The organism is Gemmatimonadaceae bacterium, assembly GCA_019752115.1.
Classification (GTDB): domain Bacteria; phylum Gemmatimonadota; class Gemmatimonadetes; order Gemmatimonadales; family Gemmatimonadaceae; genus Gemmatimonas.
This window is the reverse complement of the sequence record JAIEMN010000003.1, coordinates 97363-117544: the sequence shown is the minus strand read 5'-3', so window position 1 is coordinate 117544 and position 20182 is coordinate 97363. Positions and strand designations below refer to the sequence as shown.

The window sequence follows — 20182 nt, the reverse complement described above, 5'->3', positions numbered from 1 at the left end:
CGCCCGCGGCAGATCTGTGAGCTGCTTAATGGTGTGCTGTACCTGATCTGCGGAGGGGCGGAGCAGCGGAGGAACGGAGTTTCGAGATGGTCGTTCTCCGTTGCCCCGTTGCTCCGCCCCTCCGCAGATCAGGCACAGCCATCTCGCCGATCGCCACAACAGGCAGTAGCGTCAACGAATGAACATCAAGGCAATTCTCGCATCCCTGCTGCTCCTCCCCACCGCGGCCCAGGCCCAGCCCCTTCGCCCGCAGGTTGACGCCTGGCGGCGCGCGCATGAGCGCGAGATTCTCGACGAAGCCTTCGCGCTCTTCGCCATTCCCAATGTGGCGAGCAATCAGGACGACATCGCCAAGAATGTCGCCTTCCTGACGCAGGCGTTCGCCAAGCGCGGCGTGGCGCTCACCACGCTGCGGGCACCGAGCGGCGGGAGCCCGGCGCTGTTCGGCGAGCTTCGTGTGCCGGGGGCCACGCGCACCGTGGTGTTCTACGCGCACTATGATGGCCAGCCCGTGGCCGGTGGCGGGTGGGATGCCGATCCGTTCGTGCCCGAGCTGCGGCGCTACAAGAACAGCGTGGCGCAGGAGGCGGCGCCGCTGCCGGCCAAGGGTGACACGATCGATCCCGAGCTTCGCATTCGCGCCCGGTCGGCGAGCGACGACAAGGGGCCCATCATCGCCATGCTCGCCGCGCTCGATGCCATGAAGGCGGCCAAGCGCAGCGCGACGGTGAATGTGAAGTTCTTTCTCGAGGGCGAAGAGGAAGCCGGTTCGAATCACCTGGGCGAGCTGCTCAAGACGTACAAGAACCAGCTCACCGCCGACGCCTGGCTCTTCTTTGACGGGCCTACCCATGTGAGTGGCCGCCCGCAACTCGTGCTGGGCGTGCGCGGCGTCATGGGCGCCGACATCACCTTCTACGGCGCCAATCGGGCGCTGCACAGCGGCCACTACGGCAACTGGGCGCCCAATCCGGCCGTGCTCGCGGCGCAGTTCGTGGCGAGCATCCGCGATGTGGATGGGCGCATCAGGATTGCCAACTTCTACGACGACGTGCCGGCCATCAGTGCGAGCGACAAGCAGCTCGCCGCCGCGCTGTCGGTTTCCGATGACAGCGTGCGCACCTCGCTCGGCCTGGCGCACACCGAAGCCAACAACGCTCCGCTCGGCGAGCGCATCATGTACCCCGCGCTCAACGTGCGCGGCATTCGCGCCGGCAACGTGGGTACCGGCGCGGCCAACGCCGTGCCCACCAGCGCCAGCGTCTCCCTCGACTTCCGCCTCGTGCCAAACCAGCAGCCGGCGCGCATCAAGCAGCTGCTCGAGGCGCATCTGGCGAGTCTGGGCTACACCGTCACGCGTGATGTGAACGCGGCTGCCAAGAGCACCGACCGCTCCAAGCTCGTGTCCATCACCTGGGACGAGGGCTACACCAGCGTGCGCGTCGCGAGTACGCTGGCGCCGGTGCAGGCGGTGAAGCGGCTCATGACGAGTGCGTACGGCGTGGAGCCGTTCACGATGCCCATTCTGGGTGGCTCCCTCCCGCTCTTTCACTTCGTGGAGCAGCTCGGCGCGACGGTGATTACGGTGCCCACGGTCAATGCCGACAATTCGCAGCACGCGCCGAACGAGAACCTGTGCGTACGGAATCTGTGGGACGCGATCGCGGTGATGGCCGAGCTGATGACCGGGCTGGGGAAGGAGTGGCCGGGGGCGCTGCGGTAGGCGTTCGCCTACCGCGCCACCGTCGCCCGCTCCAGCGTCGCCTTCCCCGGTGCCCGCACCCAACTCAAATACAGCACGCCCCCGGGCCCAAAGCCTACCAGTGTGCGGTCCTTGGGTAGCTGCACCCGTTCTACGAGCGCGCCCTCCCGGTTCACCACGTCGTACAGCAGGCCGTTCTTTGCATCCTTGGAGGTGCTGGGGAGAATCCAGAGATTCCCCTCGTAATCGGCCCGCACCTGCCCCTGCCGCACCGGCGGGTAGTAGTCCGGCAGTTCACTCGGCTCCACGAACTCGTTCGACTGCGGAATCGAGAACTGACTGGGCGGCGCGGGAGGCAGCTTGGCCACCCGCTCGGCGTCGGCCTTTCGCACCGAGTCGATGATGGCCTGCTTGTCTTCCTTGGTGATGCGCCGCCAGTCGAAGGGGAGCCGTGGTCCGCTCGTGCGCTTGCCGTCGGGGGCGATGAGGTCCACGTGATAGTCCTGCCCGCGCACGATGGCGATGGTGCCGTCGGGCAGGAGCGTCCACTCGTCGGACACGGGGAGCGGATTGATCATGCGCCGCGAGAACGCCATGTTGCTCGTCGAGATGAAGACGCTCTTGGGCGCCGAAATCTTGAGAAACGCCACCGAATCCACGCTGCGCTTGTCGAAGTCCATGCGCAGAATGGGCGCCGAATCGGGCTCCGTGGTCACCCGTCGGCTGTTCCCGCCGGTGAATTCGAAGCCGTCGTTGCTGTTGCGCCGGATGCCGCGATAGAACAGGCGCCCCTTGGCATCGAACTGCGAGGCGCCGTACTGGCTGGACGCGATCAGAAACATGTCGCTCGCCCGCACCGGGGCCATCACGCGCGCAAAGGTGCCGGCACCGTCGATCACGAGGAACGCCTGCGAGTCGAGATCGATGAACAGGGTCGAGTCACCCTGATAGGGAATCAGGGAGCCGTTCGCCGTCCGCAGTCCGTAGGGGTTGGGGGAATTGCTGCTCGTGTCAGCAATGATGCGCGCCTGCTGCAGCGACTTGTCGTAGACCACCAGCTGCCGCCGCTGCACGTCGTTCACAATGACGCTGCCGTTGGGCAGGTGGCGCACACTCGACACATCGGTGAGCCGTGTGGTGTCGGCCGACTCCTTCGAGGCAAGCTGCCGCACGGGAATGGGGACGCGACTGGTGGTCACGCGCGTCTCGAGACTGTCCTGGGCACCGGCGGTAGCCGCCAGCGCGACACTCGCCAGCGCCGCACTCGCCACAAGTACCAGAGTGATTCGCATGGTGGGCCTCAGAAGAAGAAGAACGCGAACTCACTCCCCGACTGCCCACTCTTGAGCAGTTCGAGATAGCGCGGCTCGAGCTGTTGCAGGATCTGCGAGTTGAGCACGCGCAGCTGCCCCTTCGTGAGCAGCTTGCGCACGTTGGGGGTGGCGAGGATGAGGTAGTCGATCACGACCTCGCGGGCCGCCACGAGCTTTCGCTGGGCGTCGGCCTTGTCGTACTCCTTGGGGAGCGCCGCCAGATACTTGGCAGCCGGCGTCCACGCCGAATCGACGAGGCGGGTGTAGCGGCGGCTCATGGTGGCCAGGCTGTCGGCCTGTCGTCGCGTGAGATGGATCTGCTCGCCCACCTGCAGCAGGCGCGACATCACGTTCGGGAAGAGCTGTGGGCTCATCTGACGCACGGCGGCTTCGGTCATCTTGGCGCCCGCCCGGGTGCGGCCGCGGGCGAGCTGCTGACTGAGATTCTGCCAGTCACGCGTGGGGGCGAGGTCCACGTTGACCCGCATGGTGAGAATCGCGGGCGCCCGCGAGGTCACCTGCTGCACGCGCGTGGCGCCGAAGCGCTGGTTGACGTCGTAGCGGAAGCTGTTGGTCGCCGCGTTGAAGCCACGCACATAGAGCAGTGACTGGTCCACGAAGGGCGCTTGCCCCCAGCCCTTGAGCTTCTCGCTGCCATTCAGCAGCAGATCGGCGGCCGCCAACGGATTGGAGAGCGTGAACGAGAGCGTGGTGCGCTGCGGCAGCCGGATACGCGATGGATTCAGCGTGATGTTGAGCGACGAGTTGGCCGCGGTCCACGGCCCTTCGCAGCTGTTGCGATCAGCCAGCTTGCCCAGCTGGCTCCGGAGGCACTTCCGGGCAGCCCTCGAGCCGTTGTCGAGCAGCGCCTGCATGCCGGCCCCGAGCGCCGCATCCGTCGTACCACCCGGCGCATACACAAAGGCGCGATCGTTGGCGCGGCCGTCGCCGTTCACATCGCCGCTGATCATGGGCGTGAAGCGCTGCCCCGAGCTCAAGCGCCCATTCCATGTGAGCGTGACGAAGTTCTTCACGTTCCACGTGAGCTGGTACGAGAGATCGTGCCGCGGGGTCGCGCCGGTATTCCAGGCAATCGCCAGCGGATCGCCGGCCGTGTTGCTGAAGCCGCGATACTGCTGGGTGAGATACAGATAGCTGTAGCCGGCCGACCAGCGGAACGTGGGCGTGTTGAAGGTGAAGGGGGAGATATTCACCGTGAACTGTCCACTCTGCGAGCGCAGGTCCGAGCGCTGCTGTTGCACGCTGTTGAAGGCCGTGCTGATCCGAGCGTCGCGCGAGGCGATGAGGCCGCTGGCGGCGTCGATGCTGGTGGGCGCCACGTAGATCGGTCGTCCGGCTTCCCCGGCGAGCGCAAACTGCGGCTGCGCGCGGAAGTTGAGATCCACGAAGTCGGGCTGACTCAGGTTGAGCGCATACTGCACGTTCGCGGTGAGGTTGTAGCGGTTCCCCCACACGAGCCCGTTCCAGCTCAGGTTGCTGCGCCAGCTCCGTTCCTGCGTGTACTGCGGCCCGAACAGCGTGACGCTCGGCGCGCTGTTCGCGAAGAGCGAGCCACTCGTGCCATCGGCGCAGCTGCCGGCCACACCGTTCGGGTTGGCCAGAAGCATATCCCAATCGGCGATGGGCGTGGCCGCGCCCGTACACACGAGCTGCTGCTGCGACCCCGGCAACCCCGTGTTCGCGATGGCACCGGAGACGAGATCGGGCCCGCGCATGTTCTGAAAGAGCCCGAAGCCGCCGCGAATGGTGGCGCGCGGGCCGCTGAAGAACCCGTCGGCAAAGGAGATCTGCGGCGCCGTACCCATCAGCCAGGAGAAGCCGAGGCGTGGGCTCAGATAGAGGCGGTTCGGCACCAGTGTATTGGCAACGCCGAAGGCGCTCGCGATCGCGGCATTCTCGGCGGGGCGGTCGAGGAACGTGTTCCCATCCAGGCGCACGCCGTACTGCAGTTGCAGGTCCTTGGTGGGGCGGAAAGCGTCACCCAGCGCCACGGCACCCACCAGCGCGCGCCCGGTCTGCGACACCGTGTTGAGGTTGCGCGAGAAGCTCGACGCGCGGCCGACCGCCAGATCATCGAGCGACTGATAAGTGTAGCGTCCGAACAGATTCGTGGCACGCTCCGAGCCGGCCCGATCGAGGCGCAGTTCGGTGATCAGCTTGAGACGATGCTTGTTGTTGTTGCTGATCCACGACAGCATGTTGCGGCCGCTGAGCGACAGCTGGTCGTTGGTGCCCGCATTACTCCCGCCGCCAAAGGTGAGCGAGCGCGTGGCGCTCGAGCCATCGGCGAGGGTGCTGGTGACCAGCACGGTGCCGGCGGGGAGCTCGAGGAACGGATCGGTGCGCTGATGCGACCCCGACACGCTGAACATCGACTCCGTGAGAACGCCGTTGTTGAAGTAGTTGGTGTGCCGCAGCTGCGAGCCGCCGCTCAGACTGCGCGATCCTGACAGCGCGGTGGAGGTCTGCAGGGCAAAGGCGTTCTGCGGCCCCGCGTCGGTATAGGTCCCGTTGAACGCAAGGTTGAACGCCTGCCCGCTCGTGGGTGATTTGGGCGCCCAGTCAAAGGTGCCCAGCAATGAGGCATTGGTGCGCGGCGACGTGCGCCCGACATCGCTCACCGTGAGCGGCAGGCCGAGCTGCGACAGAATGCTGCGCAAGCGCTGCGCCGAGTCGGCGGCGACGCCATTACTCTGGAAGACCTGCGGGGAGCTGGTGAGCAGCGTGGGAAGGCGCGTGTCCCGTCGATCGAACTGGAAGGAGACGTTGTAGAAGTCCTTGTCCATCACGAACGGACCGGCGAGCCGGCCGCCAATGGAGGCAAACGAATACGCGTTCGCGCGCCCCACCGCGTCGTTGAATTGCCCCTGCGGCGCGTTGAAGACGCCGCTCATGGTGCGGTTGATGTAGTTGTTGCCGCTGAAGGTGGTGATGGCCACCTGCGCGCCACTGAACCCGCCGTTCGCCACGTCGTAGCCGGTGCGGACCGTCTGCCCCACCGCGGCATCGCGCGGAATGGTGGAGAGCCCTGCCTGTTGCCCGTTGAGCGACGCGTTGTTCTGCGACGGATCGAGACCAAAGATGGAGAAACGATCGGGGTTGCCGTCGACGCCGGGGATGAGCTGCACGCCGGGGGTGCTGGCGGCGAGCGCGGCGAGGTTGCCGGCCTGCTCGGGGGTGACGCTCGTGTTGGAGACGAATCGGTCACCACCCGTCACATCGCCCATGAAGTCCTGCCGCGGCGGCGGCGCCTTCGCGGCGTTCGCGGTGGTCTGCACCGCGGCCAGCGTCTGCACATTGGAGAGCTTGATGTCGGCAATGAGGACTTCTTCGTCGGCCACGCGCTTCACTTCGATGCGCTGCGGTTGATAGCCGAGGGCGGCGAAGGAGAGCCAGTAGTCGCCTTCCCCGTTGGGATAGGTGATGGAGAAGCGCCCATCGCGATTGGTGCGCGTCTGCTTGGTGATGCCGCCGAAGTACGACACGGCGGTGATCTGTGCATTGAAGATCGGCGCGCCGTCGGCGCCCACAACGCGACCCCGAATGACGTCAGCCTGTTGCTGGGCCGCCGCTGCGCGTGGGGTCAGGGCGAGGGTGCACAGCGCGAACACGAGGGCGACGTGCCGGAGCAGGGCCGGCCACCGGGGCACACCACGACCATTCATCGATTGACCTCAATGGGGCGGGGGAATGCGTCAGACTGCGACGCGGGTCGTCCCTCGTCAAATGCCCGGGGACGCGCGATGCTTACACACGCGGGATGAGAGTGATCCCGCGCACAAAGGGTTGGCTGACGAGCTGAACGGTGCGTGGATGCGACTGATCAACTGGAGGGGCATGCAGACGTGGCACGCGACACTCGGGCGCGTGGGACACGTCGCGTCTGCCGTGCTCGTGTTCGTGTCGGTCGCCGCCGCGCAGCCGGTCTCCCTCGCCACTGCCCGCATCTCCGCCCGCCGGGTCTGCGGCACCCCACCCGCCGGCGACTCCGCGCTGCTCGCGGTGCATCTGCAGCTGCGGGCGCTCATGACGCAAACCGCCGAGGCGTTCCGCGCGCCTGGCGTGCGCGCCGAGGTGCTGCGGTACGAGCGCGAGCGGGCCTACGATCGCGGCCCAACGCTGGTACGGCACTTCGCGCTCACGCGCGAGGCGCGCATGGCGGCGCCACCCTTCGAGGCGTGGCCGGCCGACAGTCTCGCGCGGTATGGCTACGTGCGCGACGAAGCGAATGGGACGGCCTTCCACGCTCCCGATCTCGCGACCATGGCGTCGGACGCGTTCGTGGCCACGCACTGCTACGCGGTCCGTCGCGCGCTTACACGCGACGGAGTGCGCTGGACGGTCGACATCACCCCCGTCACACCGCCGGCACCGCAACGCGCCGAGGTGGCGGCCACGTTCTTCGCGACGGGTGATCCGCTCCGCCCCGATTCGCTGCGCTTCTGGTACGACGGCCTGCCCGCGTTCATCGCGCGCGACGCCGCCACCGGTGCGCTGCGCTTTGCCGTGGGGCACGATGGCCTGCCGCTCATCCGCGACTGGTCGCTCACGATGCCCATCCTCGGCGCGCCTGGCACCAAGAGCGCCGATGGTCTCGCGCGCACCACCTACACACGCGAGCGCGTCGCGGTGCTCGGTCTCAAGGACGTGGGCGGCGTGACGATGCGCGTCACGCGAGGCGCAGGCCGCACGGGTGACGACTCCACGGTATACGCGCAATCGCTCGCCAGCACGCGCATCGCGCTGCGTGCCTCAACCGACGTACTGGCGGCCATGGCGGGAGCAACGGTGACGGTCACCGGGGCCAACGTGCGCGCCGCGCTCAGCGCGCGAGGAGACGTTGACCTCGGCGTGCTGCTGCCTGGTCGCTATCAGCTGGCGATCGCCGTGCCCAAGGCGCGCGACACCACACCATGGACACTGGCGATCGATGTGCCGGAACGCGTCGCCGAGGCCCTGGCGATTGTGCTACGCGACGAGTCGCTGGTCGATCACCTCTGCGGGCCACAGGTTCGGCGCGACGGATTGGCCGCGATTGCCGGTACGGCCGAGGATTCCGCGGGGCGCGTCGTGGCCACGCCGGTCGAGGCGCGCTGGATTGCGAGCGCGCGCATCCCGCCCGGTACGCGCGGGTCGCGGTTGATGGCGATGCGCGAGACCGTCCGCGATACGAGCGATGCCGCGGGCCGCTTCGTGCTGTGCGGGGTGCCGCGAACGACGCTGACGGTGCGGGCGGATAGCACGAGCCACATGGGGGCGCAGCTGGTCGAGCTTCGCGAGCGGACGCCGGTGCGCGCCGTGACGCTCCGCGTCGCACCGATCCGGCGATAACGGTCGCTACCTCGTCGCGCTCTTCCCCATCCGGCACTTGTCCGAGCAATACCGCACCGACTCCCAGTCGCGCTCCCACTTTTTGCGCCAGCTGAAGGGGCGGCCGCAGCGGGCGCAGAGTTTGTCGGGGTGACCGTTCGTGCCGCCCTCACGGGGGCGCTGGCTTTCTCGTTTGGGCATGTGTCCTCCCCAATCGGCGGCGGCGGGTGCAGAGTTCCCCGCATGAGGCGTTTCGCACCGACCCCCGCATGACCGCACCGCACGATCCGACCGGCTTCCCGACCGACGCCGGAGACCTGCTCTATTCGGACTACCGCAAAACCGAGGAGCTGGGCTCCATCCGGCAGGTGGCCCGGGCGCTGGCCGCCGAGACCGATTCGCAGAAGGTGGTGCAGACACTGTGCACGCTCGCGATGTACCGAGGACGTGCGAGTGGCTCAGCAGTGGCTCAATTAAGCGGCGATAATGGCGTATATGTCGCCTGCTTTGGGCGCACCATGCCGTTGCTCGGCATGAGCTTTCCACTCGAAGGGACCTTCACCGGGCGGGTCGCCGAAGAGCGTCGGACGCTGTCGCTGGACAACCCGAGCCGGAGTTCGAGTTTTTTTGCCTCCGTGCTGCCCCAGCTGGGGATCGGGCCGATTCTCCTGCTGCCGCTCCTCGCCAACAACCAGCTCTTCGGCGTGCTGTCCGTCACGCGCGATGACGGCCACCCGAACTTCGACGAGACTGACGAAGAGCGGCTGGGGGTGCTCGCCGACCTGGCCGCCCTGGCGCTCTGGAAGGCCCGGCTGCTCGAGGAAGCCCGATCGGCCGATGCGGCCAAGACGAGCCTTTTAGCGACACTATCGCATGAGCTTCGAACCCCTTTAGCGGCACTCGAGGGGTACGGTGAGCTATTGGAAGATGAGATCCTAGGACCACTCACGCCGCAGCAGCGGGATACGATCACGCGGCTGCGGACTGTGGGCCGGCACCTGGGGAGCCTGATCGAGGACATCCTCACGTATGCCTCGCTCGAGGCCGATCGGCTCACGACCCGCGATAGCGATGTGCGCCTCGACGAGCTGGCCGACTCGCTCCACCCGTTCCTGGAGCCGGTCGCTCGCGCCAAGGGGATCGACTTCCATCTGGAGCTCGAGCCGGGGCTCCCCGTGCTCCGGACCGACGAAAGCAAAGTCCGGCAGATCCTCCTCAACCTCTGCCAGAACGCCATCAAGTTCACCGAGCAGGGGCGCGTGGATGTGCGCATCTCCCGCGGGTCGCCGGCGGCCGACGGAGGCCCTACCGTGCGCTTCGCCGTCCGGGACACGGGGATCGGCATCGCTCCCACCGACATGCAGCGGCTCTTTCGCCCGTTCTCCCAGGTGGATGACGCCCAGACCCGCCGCCGCGGCGGCACCGGCCTCGGCCTCTACATCGCCCGCCGGCTCGCCACGTTGCTCGCGGGGCGCATCGAGGTCGTCTCGCGCCCCGGCGACGGCTCCACCTTCACGCTCGTGCTGCCCGCGCATCACTGACGGACCGCGCTGAGTGGGGCGCTGCGTGCGAGGCTTTTACATTCCGAGCATGAGCCCCGCCATCACCTCCGTCTTCAACGACGGCATCGTCGCCGAGCAGTTCGAGCGCTACCGTCGTGATCCGGCCAGCGTCGACGAGAGCTGGCGTCAGTACTTCCGTATCGCCGAGTCGCTCTTTGCCGGCAGCACGCCCGCCGCGGCCGGCGCCGCGAGCGCCGCGGACGCGCCCATGGACGCTGGCTTCCTTAAGAAGGTCGCCGCTGCGTCGAATCTGCTGCAGGCGATTCGCATGTATGGGCACTACGACGTGCAGCTCGATCCGCTGGGCACGCCGCCGGCCAGCGCCGACGAACTGCGCCCGGAATTCTGGGGGCTCACCGACGACGATCTCGCGAAGATCCCCGGCGCCGCGCTCGACGATGCCCGTTTCGCGACCGCCAAGGACGTCATCGCGCGCAAGCGCACGGTGTACTCGGGGCGCGTGGGCTATGAAGTGTGGCACCTCGAGGTGAACGAAGAGCGCGAGTGGTTCCGCCGCGCCTTCCGCGACGGCGTCCTCACCCGCCCGCTCACAGCCGACGAGAAGAAGCAGGTCCTCAAGCGCCTCAACGAAGTCGACGGGCTCGAGCGCTTCCTGGGTCGTGCCTATCAGGGCTACAAGCGCTTCTCCATCGAGGGCACCGACGCGCTCGTGCCCATGCTCGACGAGCTCATCGCCGCGCTCGGCCAGGCTGGCGCGGAAGAGGTCGTGATCGGCATGGCCCACCGCGGCCGCTTGAATGTCCTCACCAACGTGATGGGCAAGCCGTTCGAAACGCTCTTCGGCGAATTCGAAGGGCACTTCGAGCATGCCGACGAAGGCGCCAGCGGCGACGTGAAGTACCACATGGGCTACGTGGGCGCGCGCGAGATCGACGGTCGCGAGGTGCGACTCCGCCTCGTGCCCAATCCGTCGCACCTGGAAGTGGTGAACCCGGTCATCGAAGGCGTGGTGCGTGCATTGCAACGTACCGAGAATGGCCGCGACGAAAGCAAGGTCGTGCCGGTGGCGATTCACGGCGACGCGGCGTTCCCGGGTGAAGGCATTGTCGCCGAGACGCTCAACATCTCGACGCTCAACGCCTACCGCACCGGTGGGACGATTCACATCATCGTGAACAATCAGGTCGGCTTCACGACCGACCCGCACGATGCGCGTTCGACGTACTACGCGAGCGATCTCGCGAAGGGCTTCGAAATCCCGATCTTCCATGTGAACGCAGACGACGCCGAGGCGTGCATCACCGCCATGCGGCTCGCCTGCGCGTATCGGGCGCAGTTCAAGAAGGACGTGCTGATCGACCTCGTGGGCTACCGTCGCCACGGCCATAACGAAGGCGACGAGCCGATGTATACGCAGCCGGTGCGCACGGCACGCATTCGGCAGCACCCCACGGTGCCGCAGGTGTGGGCCAAGCGTCTGGTGAGCGAAGGCGTGCTCACCGAGGCGGAGGCGTCTGAGGTGGAGAAGGCCGTCGCCCAGCGCTACGCCGACATTCATGCGCGCTTCAAGCAGTCGCTGCTGGGCGCCGAGAAGCACGCCCCGTGGCCGGCCGAGCCGGCGGCGCCCACGCCGCCGGTGGTAACGGCAGTGAGTGCCGAGCAACTGCACGCGCTCAACGAGGCGCTGCTCACGTGGCCGGAGGGGTTCACGCCCAACCCGCGGTTGGCGAAGCAGCTCGAGCGGCGCCGCGAAACGATGGGCGAACAGGGGGGCATCGAGTGGGGGCACGCCGAAGCGCTGGCGTACGGCTCGCTGATTCAAAGCGGCATGAGCGTGCGGCTTACCGGCCAGGACGCCGAGCGCGGCACCTTCTCGCATCGCCACTCGGTCTTGAACGACGCGAACACGGGCATCAAGTACGCGCCGCTGGCGAACATTCCGGGGGCGACGGGCCGCTTCGAGGTCTACAACTCGGCGCTCTCCGAAACGGCGATTCTCGCCTTTGAGTACGGCTACAGCGTGGTCGCCACCGATTCGCTCGTGCTCTGGGAAGCGCAGTTCGGTGACTTCGTGAACGTGGCGCAGCCGATCATCGACCAATTCATCGTGGCGGACCGCGCCAAGTGGGGACAGGACAGCGGGCTCGTCATGCTGCTGCCGCATGGCTATGAAGGCCAGGGCCCCGAGCATTCGAGCGCGCGCCTCGAGCGCTTCCTGCAGCTGTGCGCCGAAGGCAACATGACGGTGGCGTATTGCAGCACGCCGGCGCAGTTCTTCCATCTGCTGCGCCGTCAGGCGCTGCGCGAGGATCGCCGCCCGCTGATCTGCATGCAGCCCAAGAGCCTCCTGCGCCTGCCGCAGGCGGCGAGCAAGCTCTCCGAGCTCACGAGCGGCGGCTTCCAGAGCGTGATCGACGATCCCATCGCGAGCCAGCGCCGCGATGAGGTGCGCCGCATCGTGTTCTGCACCGGGAAGATCTACTACGACATGGCGCTCGCGGCGAATCGCAATCCGAGCGTGGCGCTGGTCCGTGTCGAAGAGCTCTATCCGTGGCCGCACGAGGCTATTCAGCAGGTGATGGACACGTACCCTGCCATCGAGCAGGTGGTGTGGGCGCAGGAAGAGCCGAAGAACCAGGGCGCGTGGACGTATGTGCAGCCGCGGTTGCGCGCGTCGGCCGGTGCGGCCGTGGGCGTGCGCTACGTGGGGCGCCCGGAGCGCGCGAGCCCGGCCGAAGGGCACGTCGACGCGCACCAGGCCGAGCAGGCGCGCATCGTCGCCACCGTGATGAATGTCGACGAAGGCGCCGATATGCGGACGCCGGCGTATTCGCAGCGTTAACTCCAACTCGACAGAACCGCTCATGCGATTCGATCCGATCAGCGCCGCGGCCAGAGCCGCGGCGTTCGTCGTTCAGGCCGTCACTGCCGTCGCGGTAACCGCGGCAGTTTCCGTGGCTGTTTCCGCGGCCACCCCCGTCACCGTGGTTCACGCCCAGCCCACCGTGGACCGCGGCGCCGCCGCCCTCGGCAACACGATCGCGGGCCTCGGCACGACCGGCCGCGTACTCACGATCGCCGCGCACCCCGACGACGAAGACACCTTTCTGCTGGCGTGGCTTGCCCGCGGGCGGCACGTCGAGACGGCGTACCTGTCGCTCACGCGCGGCGATGGCGGACAGAACCTGATCGGCAACGAACTTGGCGAAGCGCTGGGTGCCATTCGTACGCAGGAGCTGCTCGCCGCGCGTCGCATTGACGGTCCCACGCAGTACTTCACGCGGGCCTTCGATTTTGGCTTCAGCAAGAACGCTGAGGAAACGCTCACCCACTGGCCCAAGGACACCATTCTGGGCGACGTGGTGAAGGTCGTGCGCGCCTTCCGCCCGCACGTGATCGTGGCGTGGTTCAGCGGGACGCCGCGCGATGGGCACGGGCATCATCAGATCAGCGGCATGCTGGCGCGCGAAGCGTACGAGCTCGCCGCCGATACCGTGCGTTTTCCGGTGAAGGACTTCGGGCTGCCGTGGACGGTGTCCAAGTTCTACCGCAGTGCGCGGCAGCAGATGGACAGTGCCACGCTCAAGGTGAACGTGGGCGAGTATGACCCCTCACTCGGTCGCAGCTACTACGAGATCGCGGCGGACAGTCGCAGCCAGCACCGCTCGCAAGGGCAGGGCACGTTGCAGCGCAAAGGCACGATCTACGCTGGCGTGACGCGCGAAGCGACGCGGGTGGGGCCGGCCAATGCGCGTGACGAGCGCGGTCTGTTCGACGGGGTCGACACCACGTGGGCGCCGCTGCGCGCGAAGGTGCCGGCCGCGTCGGCGCCCGTGCTCGATTCGGCGCTCGCGGTCCTACGGGGCCTCAGTGCGCAGTATCGCCCAGCCGATCCGAGTGCGCTGGTCGCCCCACTCGCGCGGGCGCTCGAGCAGCTGCGCGCCGTGCGCAACGCGGCCGGCACCCCGCCGGCCCGGTTGTTCTTCGCGCGCGCGGGCCTTCCGCCTACGCTCACGGGGCGTGCGCGCAATGCGGATCCCGCGCTGTGGGACGCGCTCAGCACGACCATCCAGCGGACCGAGCGCGCGCTCGTGCAGGCGTCGGGCGTGGTGGTGGAAGCCGAGGCCGATCAGGAGGTCTTCCCGGTGCGCCGCCCCGAAAAGACGGGCGTGAGCGACTCGCTGCCGGTGCGCATCAGCGTGTACAATCGCGGTCGCGTGCCGGTCACGCTCACCAATGCCGTGACGCGTGAAGAGTTCCGACAGCTCGGGGTCATTGAAGACAAGCACGAGCTGCTCCCCGACAGCAGCATCACGCTCAAGCGCTTCGCCTTTTCCATGGAGCCCACCACCACCTGGTGGCGCACGAATGGCCGCAAACAGGGCGACTGGTTCCAGACGCCCATCGAAGCGGTGGATGAGGCCACGGAGATCGGGCGGACCGCCACGACGGCGCGCGCCGTATTGCAGATCGCAGGCACGACGGTCGACATCACGGTGCCCGTGGTGCGGCGCAGTGTGGATGCGGTGAAGGGGGATGTCTCCAAGCCCGTGGCCGCGGTGCCGGGGATCGTGATCGGGCTCGCGAACGTGATGGAGTACATCCGCGCCGGCGTGCCGGTGCTGCGTGATGTGCCGGTTCGGCTCGAGAGCGCGTACGATCAGGACGCGAAGGTGCTGGTGAAGCTCGAGCTCCCCGACGGGCTCAAGGCGGACTCGATCGAAAAGACCATCACGCTCGCGCCGCGCGGCGTGGGCGTCGTCACCTTCCGCCTGCGCGGGATGCTCGCACCGGGTCGACATCAGCTCGCCGCGCTGGCCTTCCACGAAGGCACGATGAGCTCGAGCGGCTACTATACGGTGAACTACGAGCACATCGATCCGATGCGCCTCTATGGCGGCTCGGGGATGTATCTGAGCGCCGTGGACGTGAAGCTCCCGGCGCGGGCGCGCGTGGGCTACATCGCGGGGCTCGCCGATCATGGCGCCGATGCGCTGGAGCAGCTGGATATCGCGGTGGAGCGCATCGATCCGAACGCGCTCGCCGGCATGGACCTGTCGCGCTTCACGAGCATTGTGGTGGGGCCGCGCGCCTACGAAAGCAGCGAGGCGCTCGTGCGCTACAACGGTCGCCTGCTCGACTACGCCAAGGCCGGCGGCACGCTCGTGGTGCAGTACGGCGCACAGAACATGAACCAGTTCACGAAGGTGCTGCCCTTCCCCATGCAGTGGGCGCCGCGCGCCGAACGTGTGACGGATGAAAACGCGCCGGTGAAGGTGCTCGCGCCCACCAACCCGCTGCTCAGTGCCCCGAACAGGATCAGCGCCGCCGACTGGGCGGATTGGGTGCAGGAGCGCGCCACGTATATGCCGAGCACGATCGACCCGCGCTACACGAGCCTGCTCGGGATGAACGATCCGAACGAGCCGGAGAACAAGGGCGCGCTGGTCGCGGCGCCGCTCGGCAAGGGTAAGTACGTGTACGTCACGCTCGCACTGTTCCGGCAGTTACCGAACGGCGTGCCGGGGGCGGCGCGGCTGCTGGCGAATCTGGTGGCGGGGCAGCCACCGGTCGTGGGGCCGCGCGTCCCTTGAAGCGGGGACAGCTCACGAGGTCAGGGGACAACAACGAGGACGTGTGCGTGCACCAATCCTCGTCAGTGGTCCCTTCCCTCGTCAGTTGTCCCGCGAAGTAACGCTGAGCCCCAGCCCGACCACAACGACCACCACCGCGCCGATCACGTTGTGCCACAGGAAGCTCACCTTGGGCGCTCCGAATGACACCGCGGCGACGGCGGCCATGCCGCTCAGCAACCCGACGAACGCGCCGAGGGCGTTCGCCCGCTTGATCATGGCGAGCAGGAAGACGCCCAGAATCGAGCCGTAGAAGAACGAGCCGAAGCGGTTCACCACCTCGATCAGCGAGCCGAGCGTCGCGGCTTTAGTGGCCACGGCCATCGCGAAGACCCCCCAGCCGAGCGTGGCCACGCGGCCGGCCTGCAGGTACTGCGCGTCGGTGGCGTCGCGCTTGAACCAGCGTTGGTAGAAGTCCACCGTGCTGGCCGTGGCGAGCGAATTGAGCTCGGCGGCAATGGCACTCATCGCCGCGCCGATGACGGCGGCCAAAAAGAGCCCCGCGAAACCGAGCGGCAGGTAGTCGAGCACGAGGCGCGGCACGATAAAGTTCACGTCTTTCGGGTTCTCACCCGTTGCCTTGCCAGCCGCCTCAAGCGCCAGCGCACGCACCGAATCGGCGCGCAGGTTCTGGTCGTGGAAGACGGCGAGATCGGCCGGCGCATCGCCGTGAGCCGCGGCATCGCGCGCGGCCTGATTCCGTGCCGCGAGGGCCGCCGTGTACTTCGCGGTGAGCTCCGCGTAGACGGCCGGCTGCTTCTCGCGCAGCATGGCATCGTGGCGCGGATTGAAGAGCATCGGCGCCGGATTGAACGTGTAGAACAGATACACGAACACGCCGATCAGCAGCACGAGCGCCTGCAGGGGAATCTTCCAGTAGGCACTGATCAGCAGGCTCGTGCGCGCTTCGTCCACATTCTTGGCCGCGAGATAGCGCTGCACCTGGCTCTGGTCGGTGCCGAAGTACGACAGCATGAGGAACGTGCCGCCGATGATCCCTGACCAGAAGGTGTACGTCTCGGTGAGCGAGAAGGAGAAGTCGAACACCTGCATGCGCCCCGTGCTGCCGGCAATGCGGAGGGCGTCGTCCACCGGCACGGGCAGCTTGATCATGAGCACGGCGACGATCGCCACCAGCGCCCCGATCACGATGACCATCTGCTTCACATCGGCCCAGGCGACCGCTTCCACGCCGCCGATCGCCGTGTACAGCACCGTGGGGATGCCAATGAGCACCACGCACCACGAGATGTCCCAGCCGAAGATCGCGCTCAGCACCACACTCGGCGCCGCGATGATCGTGCCGCACGACATGCCGCGTGAGCACAGAAACAGGAAGGCCGTGACCGATCGCGTCTTCGCGTCAAAGCGCCGTTCGAGGTACTCGTAGGCGGTGTAGACCTTGGAGCCGTGCAGAAACGGCACCAGCGTCACGCCCAGAATGACCATCGCGATCGGCAGCCCGAAGTACTGCTGCACGAATCGCATGCCACTCGTGGCGCCCAGGCTCGTCGTGCCGATCAGCGTGATGGCCGAGAGCTGCGTGGCCATGACCGACAGCCCCACCGCCCACCACGGCAGGCGGCGACTGGCCAGGAAGAACCCATCGAGATTCTTCGTGGCCCCGCGCGTGCGCCGCAGGCTGTCGCCCACGACGAAGATCAGGTAGGCCGCCACGATGGCCCAGTTCAGCCAATGCATGCGCTAGTGGGAGTAGCGGGACTGGAGCAGCCACAGCAGGGCCAGCGCCACCAGCTGGACCGCCAGGACCCGAATGAGCGTCGTGCGGAAGGTCGACATGCCACCAAGCTACCGAGCAGCGGCGCATGGCGCCCCTCTGTAGGGGTGAGCCCGGTCGATTTGACCGTTGGGACAAAGGATGGCTACTTTCCACCCCGTGCCGGGCGAGTCCCCGTCACCCCGTTTCCCGATTGCCCGGCCGCGAAGCTGCCCCCGGGGTCCGGCCACGACGTCCGGTGTGTCTCTGCCAATGCCCTCGCCATCTGACACCGCGTCGCCGCTCACCATCTCTGACCGTGAGCGCACGCGACTGACCGCGCTGCTCGACGCGCTGCCGTCGGCTGCGGCGCTCTTTGCGGCGGCCGGGACACTCGTGGCGATCAATCAGCGGGGCCGGGAGCTGTTCGTCGTCGACGAGATCGCGCCGCTCGAGTCCCAGCAGTGGCGCGTGGTGCTCCAGCCGTTAGGCGCCGCTGCCGCCGAAGCCATCGCCGCAGCCAAAGCCCGGGCACCACTCCAGACGCGCACCGTCCCCTTCGGTCTGGACGGGCCGATCGTCGATCTTCGGGTGACGGTGTTCGATTCGGATCTGCTGCTGGTGTCGGCGGTGGACGCCACCGAGCGTGAGCAGCGCCGAGCCGCCCTGGAACGGGCCGATCGCGAACTGGCGACGATCTTTGACCTCACGCCCTCGTCCGTCCGCATCGTGGATATGGACGGCCGCATCCGCCGGCAGAACGCGAACGCCGAGCGGGAACACGCGGAGCGTCAGCCGGCCACGGTGCGTGAGCTCTGGGAGCTCGACAAGCCCCACTGCGTGCAGAATGTGCGGCCGCTCCCGTTTCTCGACACACCGGCCATGAAGGCGTTCGCCGGCATCATCGTGTCGCGGCAGCTGCTCGAGGTGCAGCGTCTCGGCACGGCGCGTACGATCGAAGCGTACGCGGCGCCCATGCGCGATGCCGATGGCCAGGTGTGCGGTGTGGTGCTGCTCGACCGCGACGTGACCGATCGTGAGCAGCTGAGCCAGCTGATTCGCGACCGGGAGATGGCGGCGCAGGCCTCGGGCCCGCCGCTGAACGAGTCCGAACTGCAGCGTCTGGTCGAAGAGCGGTCGCGCGACCTGCTGGCGGCGCAGGAAGACACCGTGCGCGAACGGCGTCTGGCGGCCATCGGGCAACTGGCGGCCGGCGTGATGCACGATCTGAACAACGCGCTCAACCCGATCATGGCGGCCGCGTATCTGTTGCGGCATCATGCCGAATCGCCCGACGCGGTGCGTGAGTACGCCGATCGGATCAAGACGGCCTCGGAAACGGCGGCCGCGACCGCCTCGCGCGTCGGGCGCTTCATCCGGCAGGAACCGGTACACGCCGGGGGCGACGAGGAGATGGATCTGTCGGTCCTCGTCAACGAAGTCCTCGACCTGACGGAACCCGTCCGCAAGCGCCCGGCCGGTGAGGCGGGGGAGGTCCGGGTCGTTCGTCAGCTTGGTCCAGACGTGTGCGCGCGAGGCCTGCCCGGCGAGATCCGCGAGGCGCTGCTCAACCTGGTGCAGAACGCGATGGACGCCATGCCAACCGGCGGCACGCTCACGGTCCGGACGGTGGTGGAGGGACGCGACGCCTGCGTCTTCGTCCGGGACACCGGGGTTGGCATGACCGCTGAAGTCCGCGAGCGCGCCTTCGAGCCATTTTTCACCACCAAGGGACGAAAGGGCTCGGGCCTCGGATTGGCCGAGGTGTACGGCATCATGCGGCGGAATCGCGGCACCGTGCACATTTCGTCTGAGCTGGGGCGCGGGACCGAGGTGGTCCTGCGATTGCCCGTGGAGCAGACACAATCCGCTCCAACGCCGCCAGTTGTCCCCGCCGTCTCCTCGCCGCAGCGCATTCTGGTGGTCGAGGACCACGACGATGGCCGGGAATTTTTGCGGCGCATCCTGCAGGGCGACCGTCATATCGTGGACGCGGTTGGGACGTGCGCCGACGCCCGCCGCCGCCTCGAGGCGGCCAGCCCCCCGCCCTATGACATTCTGCTGACCGATGTGGGCTTGCCCGACGGCAGTGGATGGGACCTGGTCGCCTTTGCCCGGGCGGTGGCACCGGGCGTGCGCGTCGGGGTGATCACCGGCTGGGAGCCTGCGGCCGATACCTCAGAGGCACAGGGCGCCGAATTCGTGCTCCGCAAACCGTTGCGGGCAATGGAACTCAAGGCCCACATTGCGGGGGGATACTCCCCGCCTTCCACATCCGAGTAACTCATGTCCGAACAGCCGACGACCATTCGCGTGCTGGTGGCCGAAGACAATGCGCTAGAACGCTCCACCCTGGTGGACCTTCTGGGCGCACTCGGTCACATGGTCGTAGCCGAAGTTGATAGTGGGACTGCTGCCATCGAAAAGGCGCAGCAGTTCACGCCCGATGCGGTCCTGCTCGATATGCACATGCCCGGCGCCACCGGGGTGCAGGCCGCCGAAGAGATCGCGCACCAGCTCCCCGGCACCGCCGTGGTGCTGATCACGGGTGATCTCTCCCTCACGCTGTCGACGGCCGACGTCATGCGCAGCACTGCCGTCGCGCTGTTGCCCAAACCCACACCGCCGACCACGCTCGACGCCACGCTCCGCATGGCGGTGACGCGCGCGCGCGAGCTCATCGAAGCCAAGCGGGAAGCTGCGGCGGCCAAGGAACAGCTCGAAGCGCGCAAGCTCATCGAGCGCGCCAAGGGCATCCTGATGCGTCGCACCGGCTCGAGCGAACAGGAAGCCTATCGGATCATGCAGCGGTCGTCGCAGGATCGCTCGGTCAGGATGGTAGACATTGCGAGAGCGGTCATTGACTCCGAACCTGGCATGAAGAGCTGAGCGCTCGACGGGCACCGTAGGTGACACGTCAGGGGGAAGTGAGAAAGGGGGCAGCGCGCGATGGCGCGCTGCCC

At 67.4% G+C, this 20182-nt stretch carries 11 protein-coding genes; 7 read left to right on the top strand and 4 right to left on the bottom strand.

The window, feature by feature from the left end; genetic code table 11:
• The first annotated feature begins 178 nt into the window (after window positions 1-178).
• Window positions 179-1723 (top strand): M20/M25/M40 family metallo-hydrolase, encoded by a 1545-nt coding sequence (locus tag K2R93_01700; GenBank protein ID MBY0488530.1) that lies wholly within the window; start codon window positions 179-181, stop codon window positions 1721-1723.
• An 8-nt stretch (window positions 1724-1731) separates the two neighbouring features.
• Here K2R93_01700 and K2R93_01695 read toward each other — a convergent pair whose 3' ends face one another.
• Together K2R93_01695 and K2R93_01690 are read right to left on the bottom strand one after the other, a co-directional pair.
• Entirely contained in the window at window positions 1732-2994 is a 1263-nt protein-coding gene (locus K2R93_01695; protein MBY0488529.1) for a hypothetical protein, read from the bottom strand.
• A gap of 8 nt (window positions 2995-3002) precedes the next feature.
• Complete coding sequence (locus K2R93_01690) at window positions 3003-6701, bottom strand: carboxypeptidase-like regulatory domain-containing protein (protein MBY0488528.1); 3699 nt, start codon at window positions 6699-6701, stop codon at window positions 3003-3005.
• Window positions 6702-6873: 172 nt separating this feature from the next.
• On the opposite strand from K2R93_01690, the gene K2R93_01685 reads away from it, so the two are divergent.
• Complete coding sequence (locus tag K2R93_01685; protein ID MBY0488527.1) at window positions 6874-8367, top strand: hypothetical protein; 1494 nt, start codon at window positions 6874-6876, stop codon at window positions 8365-8367.
• A gap of 6 nt (window positions 8368-8373) precedes the next feature.
• Here the strand turns inward: K2R93_01685 and K2R93_01680 are convergent, their stop codons facing one another.
• On the bottom strand, window positions 8374-8547 hold the full coding sequence (locus tag K2R93_01680) for a DUF2256 domain-containing protein (protein ID MBY0488526.1): 174 nt from the start codon (window positions 8545-8547) through the stop codon (window positions 8374-8376).
• 68 nt (window positions 8548-8615) lie between these two features.
• Here K2R93_01680 and K2R93_01675 point away from each other — a divergent pair, with 68 nt between their 5' ends.
• From K2R93_01675 to K2R93_01665, 3 genes are all read left to right on the top strand, one after another.
• On the top strand, window positions 8616-9887 hold the full coding sequence (locus tag K2R93_01675; GenBank protein MBY0488525.1) for a GAF domain-containing protein: 1272 nt from the start codon (window positions 8616-8618) through the stop codon (window positions 9885-9887).
• Between the two features lie 49 nt (window positions 9888-9936).
• Window positions 9937-12711: a 2-oxoglutarate dehydrogenase E1 component gene (locus K2R93_01670; protein MBY0488524.1), complete on the top strand. Its 2775-nt coding sequence runs from the start codon at window positions 9937-9939 to the stop codon at window positions 12709-12711.
• Between the two features lie 112 nt (window positions 12712-12823).
• Window positions 12824-15463 carry a PIG-L family deacetylase gene (locus tag K2R93_01665; protein MBY0488523.1) on the top strand — a complete coding sequence of 880 codons (2640 nt, stop codon included), beginning with the start codon at window positions 12824-12826 and terminating at the stop codon, window positions 15461-15463.
• An 81-nt stretch (window positions 15464-15544) separates the two neighbouring features.
• Here the strand turns inward: K2R93_01665 and K2R93_01660 are convergent, their stop codons facing one another.
• Entirely contained in the window at window positions 15545-17203 is a 1659-nt protein-coding gene (locus K2R93_01660) for a sodium:solute symporter (GenBank protein MBY0488522.1), read from the bottom strand.
• Window positions 17204-17492: 289 nt separating this feature from the next.
• Here K2R93_01660 and K2R93_01655 point away from each other — a divergent pair, with 289 nt between their 5' ends.
• Window positions 17493-19502, top strand: a complete 2010-nt coding sequence (locus tag K2R93_01655; protein ID MBY0488521.1) for a response regulator — start codon at window positions 17493-17495, stop codon at window positions 19500-19502.
• A 3-nt stretch (window positions 19503-19505) separates the two neighbouring features.
• Window positions 19506-20108: an ANTAR domain-containing protein gene (locus K2R93_01650; protein MBY0488520.1), complete on the top strand. Its 603-nt coding sequence runs from the start codon at window positions 19506-19508 to the stop codon at window positions 20106-20108.
• The last annotated feature ends 74 nt before the right edge of the window (window positions 20109-20182 follow it).

Bases quoted from the DNA above. Each gene is read 5' to 3' on its own strand.
- K2R93_01700 (MBY0488530.1), top strand. From the start codon at position 179: ATGAACATCAAGGCAATTCTCGCATCCCTGCTGCTCCTCCCCACCGCG.
- K2R93_01695 (MBY0488529.1), bottom strand. From the start codon at position 2,994: ATGCGAATCACTCTGGTACTTGTGGCGAGTGCGGCGCTGGCGAGTGTC.
- K2R93_01690 (MBY0488528.1), bottom strand. From the start codon at position 6,701: ATGAATGGTCGTGGTGTGCCCCGGTGGCCGGCCCTGCTCCGGCACGTC.
- K2R93_01685 (MBY0488527.1), top strand. From the start codon at position 6,874: ATGCAGACGTGGCACGCGACACTCGGGCGCGTGGGACACGTCGCGTCT.
- K2R93_01680 (MBY0488526.1), bottom strand. From the start codon at position 8,547: ATGCCCAAACGAGAAAGCCAGCGCCCCCGTGAGGGCGGCACGAACGGT.
- K2R93_01675 (MBY0488525.1), top strand. From the start codon at position 8,616: ATGACCGCACCGCACGATCCGACCGGCTTCCCGACCGACGCCGGAGAC.
- K2R93_01670 (MBY0488524.1), top strand. From the start codon at position 9,937: ATGAGCCCCGCCATCACCTCCGTCTTCAACGACGGCATCGTCGCCGAG.
- K2R93_01660 (MBY0488522.1), bottom strand. From the start codon at position 17,203: ATGCATTGGCTGAACTGGGCCATCGTGGCGGCCTACCTGATCTTCGTC.
- K2R93_01655 (MBY0488521.1), top strand. From the start codon at position 17,493: ATGCCCTCGCCATCTGACACCGCGTCGCCGCTCACCATCTCTGACCGT.
- K2R93_01650 (MBY0488520.1), top strand. From the start codon at position 19,506: ATGTCCGAACAGCCGACGACCATTCGCGTGCTGGTGGCCGAAGACAAT.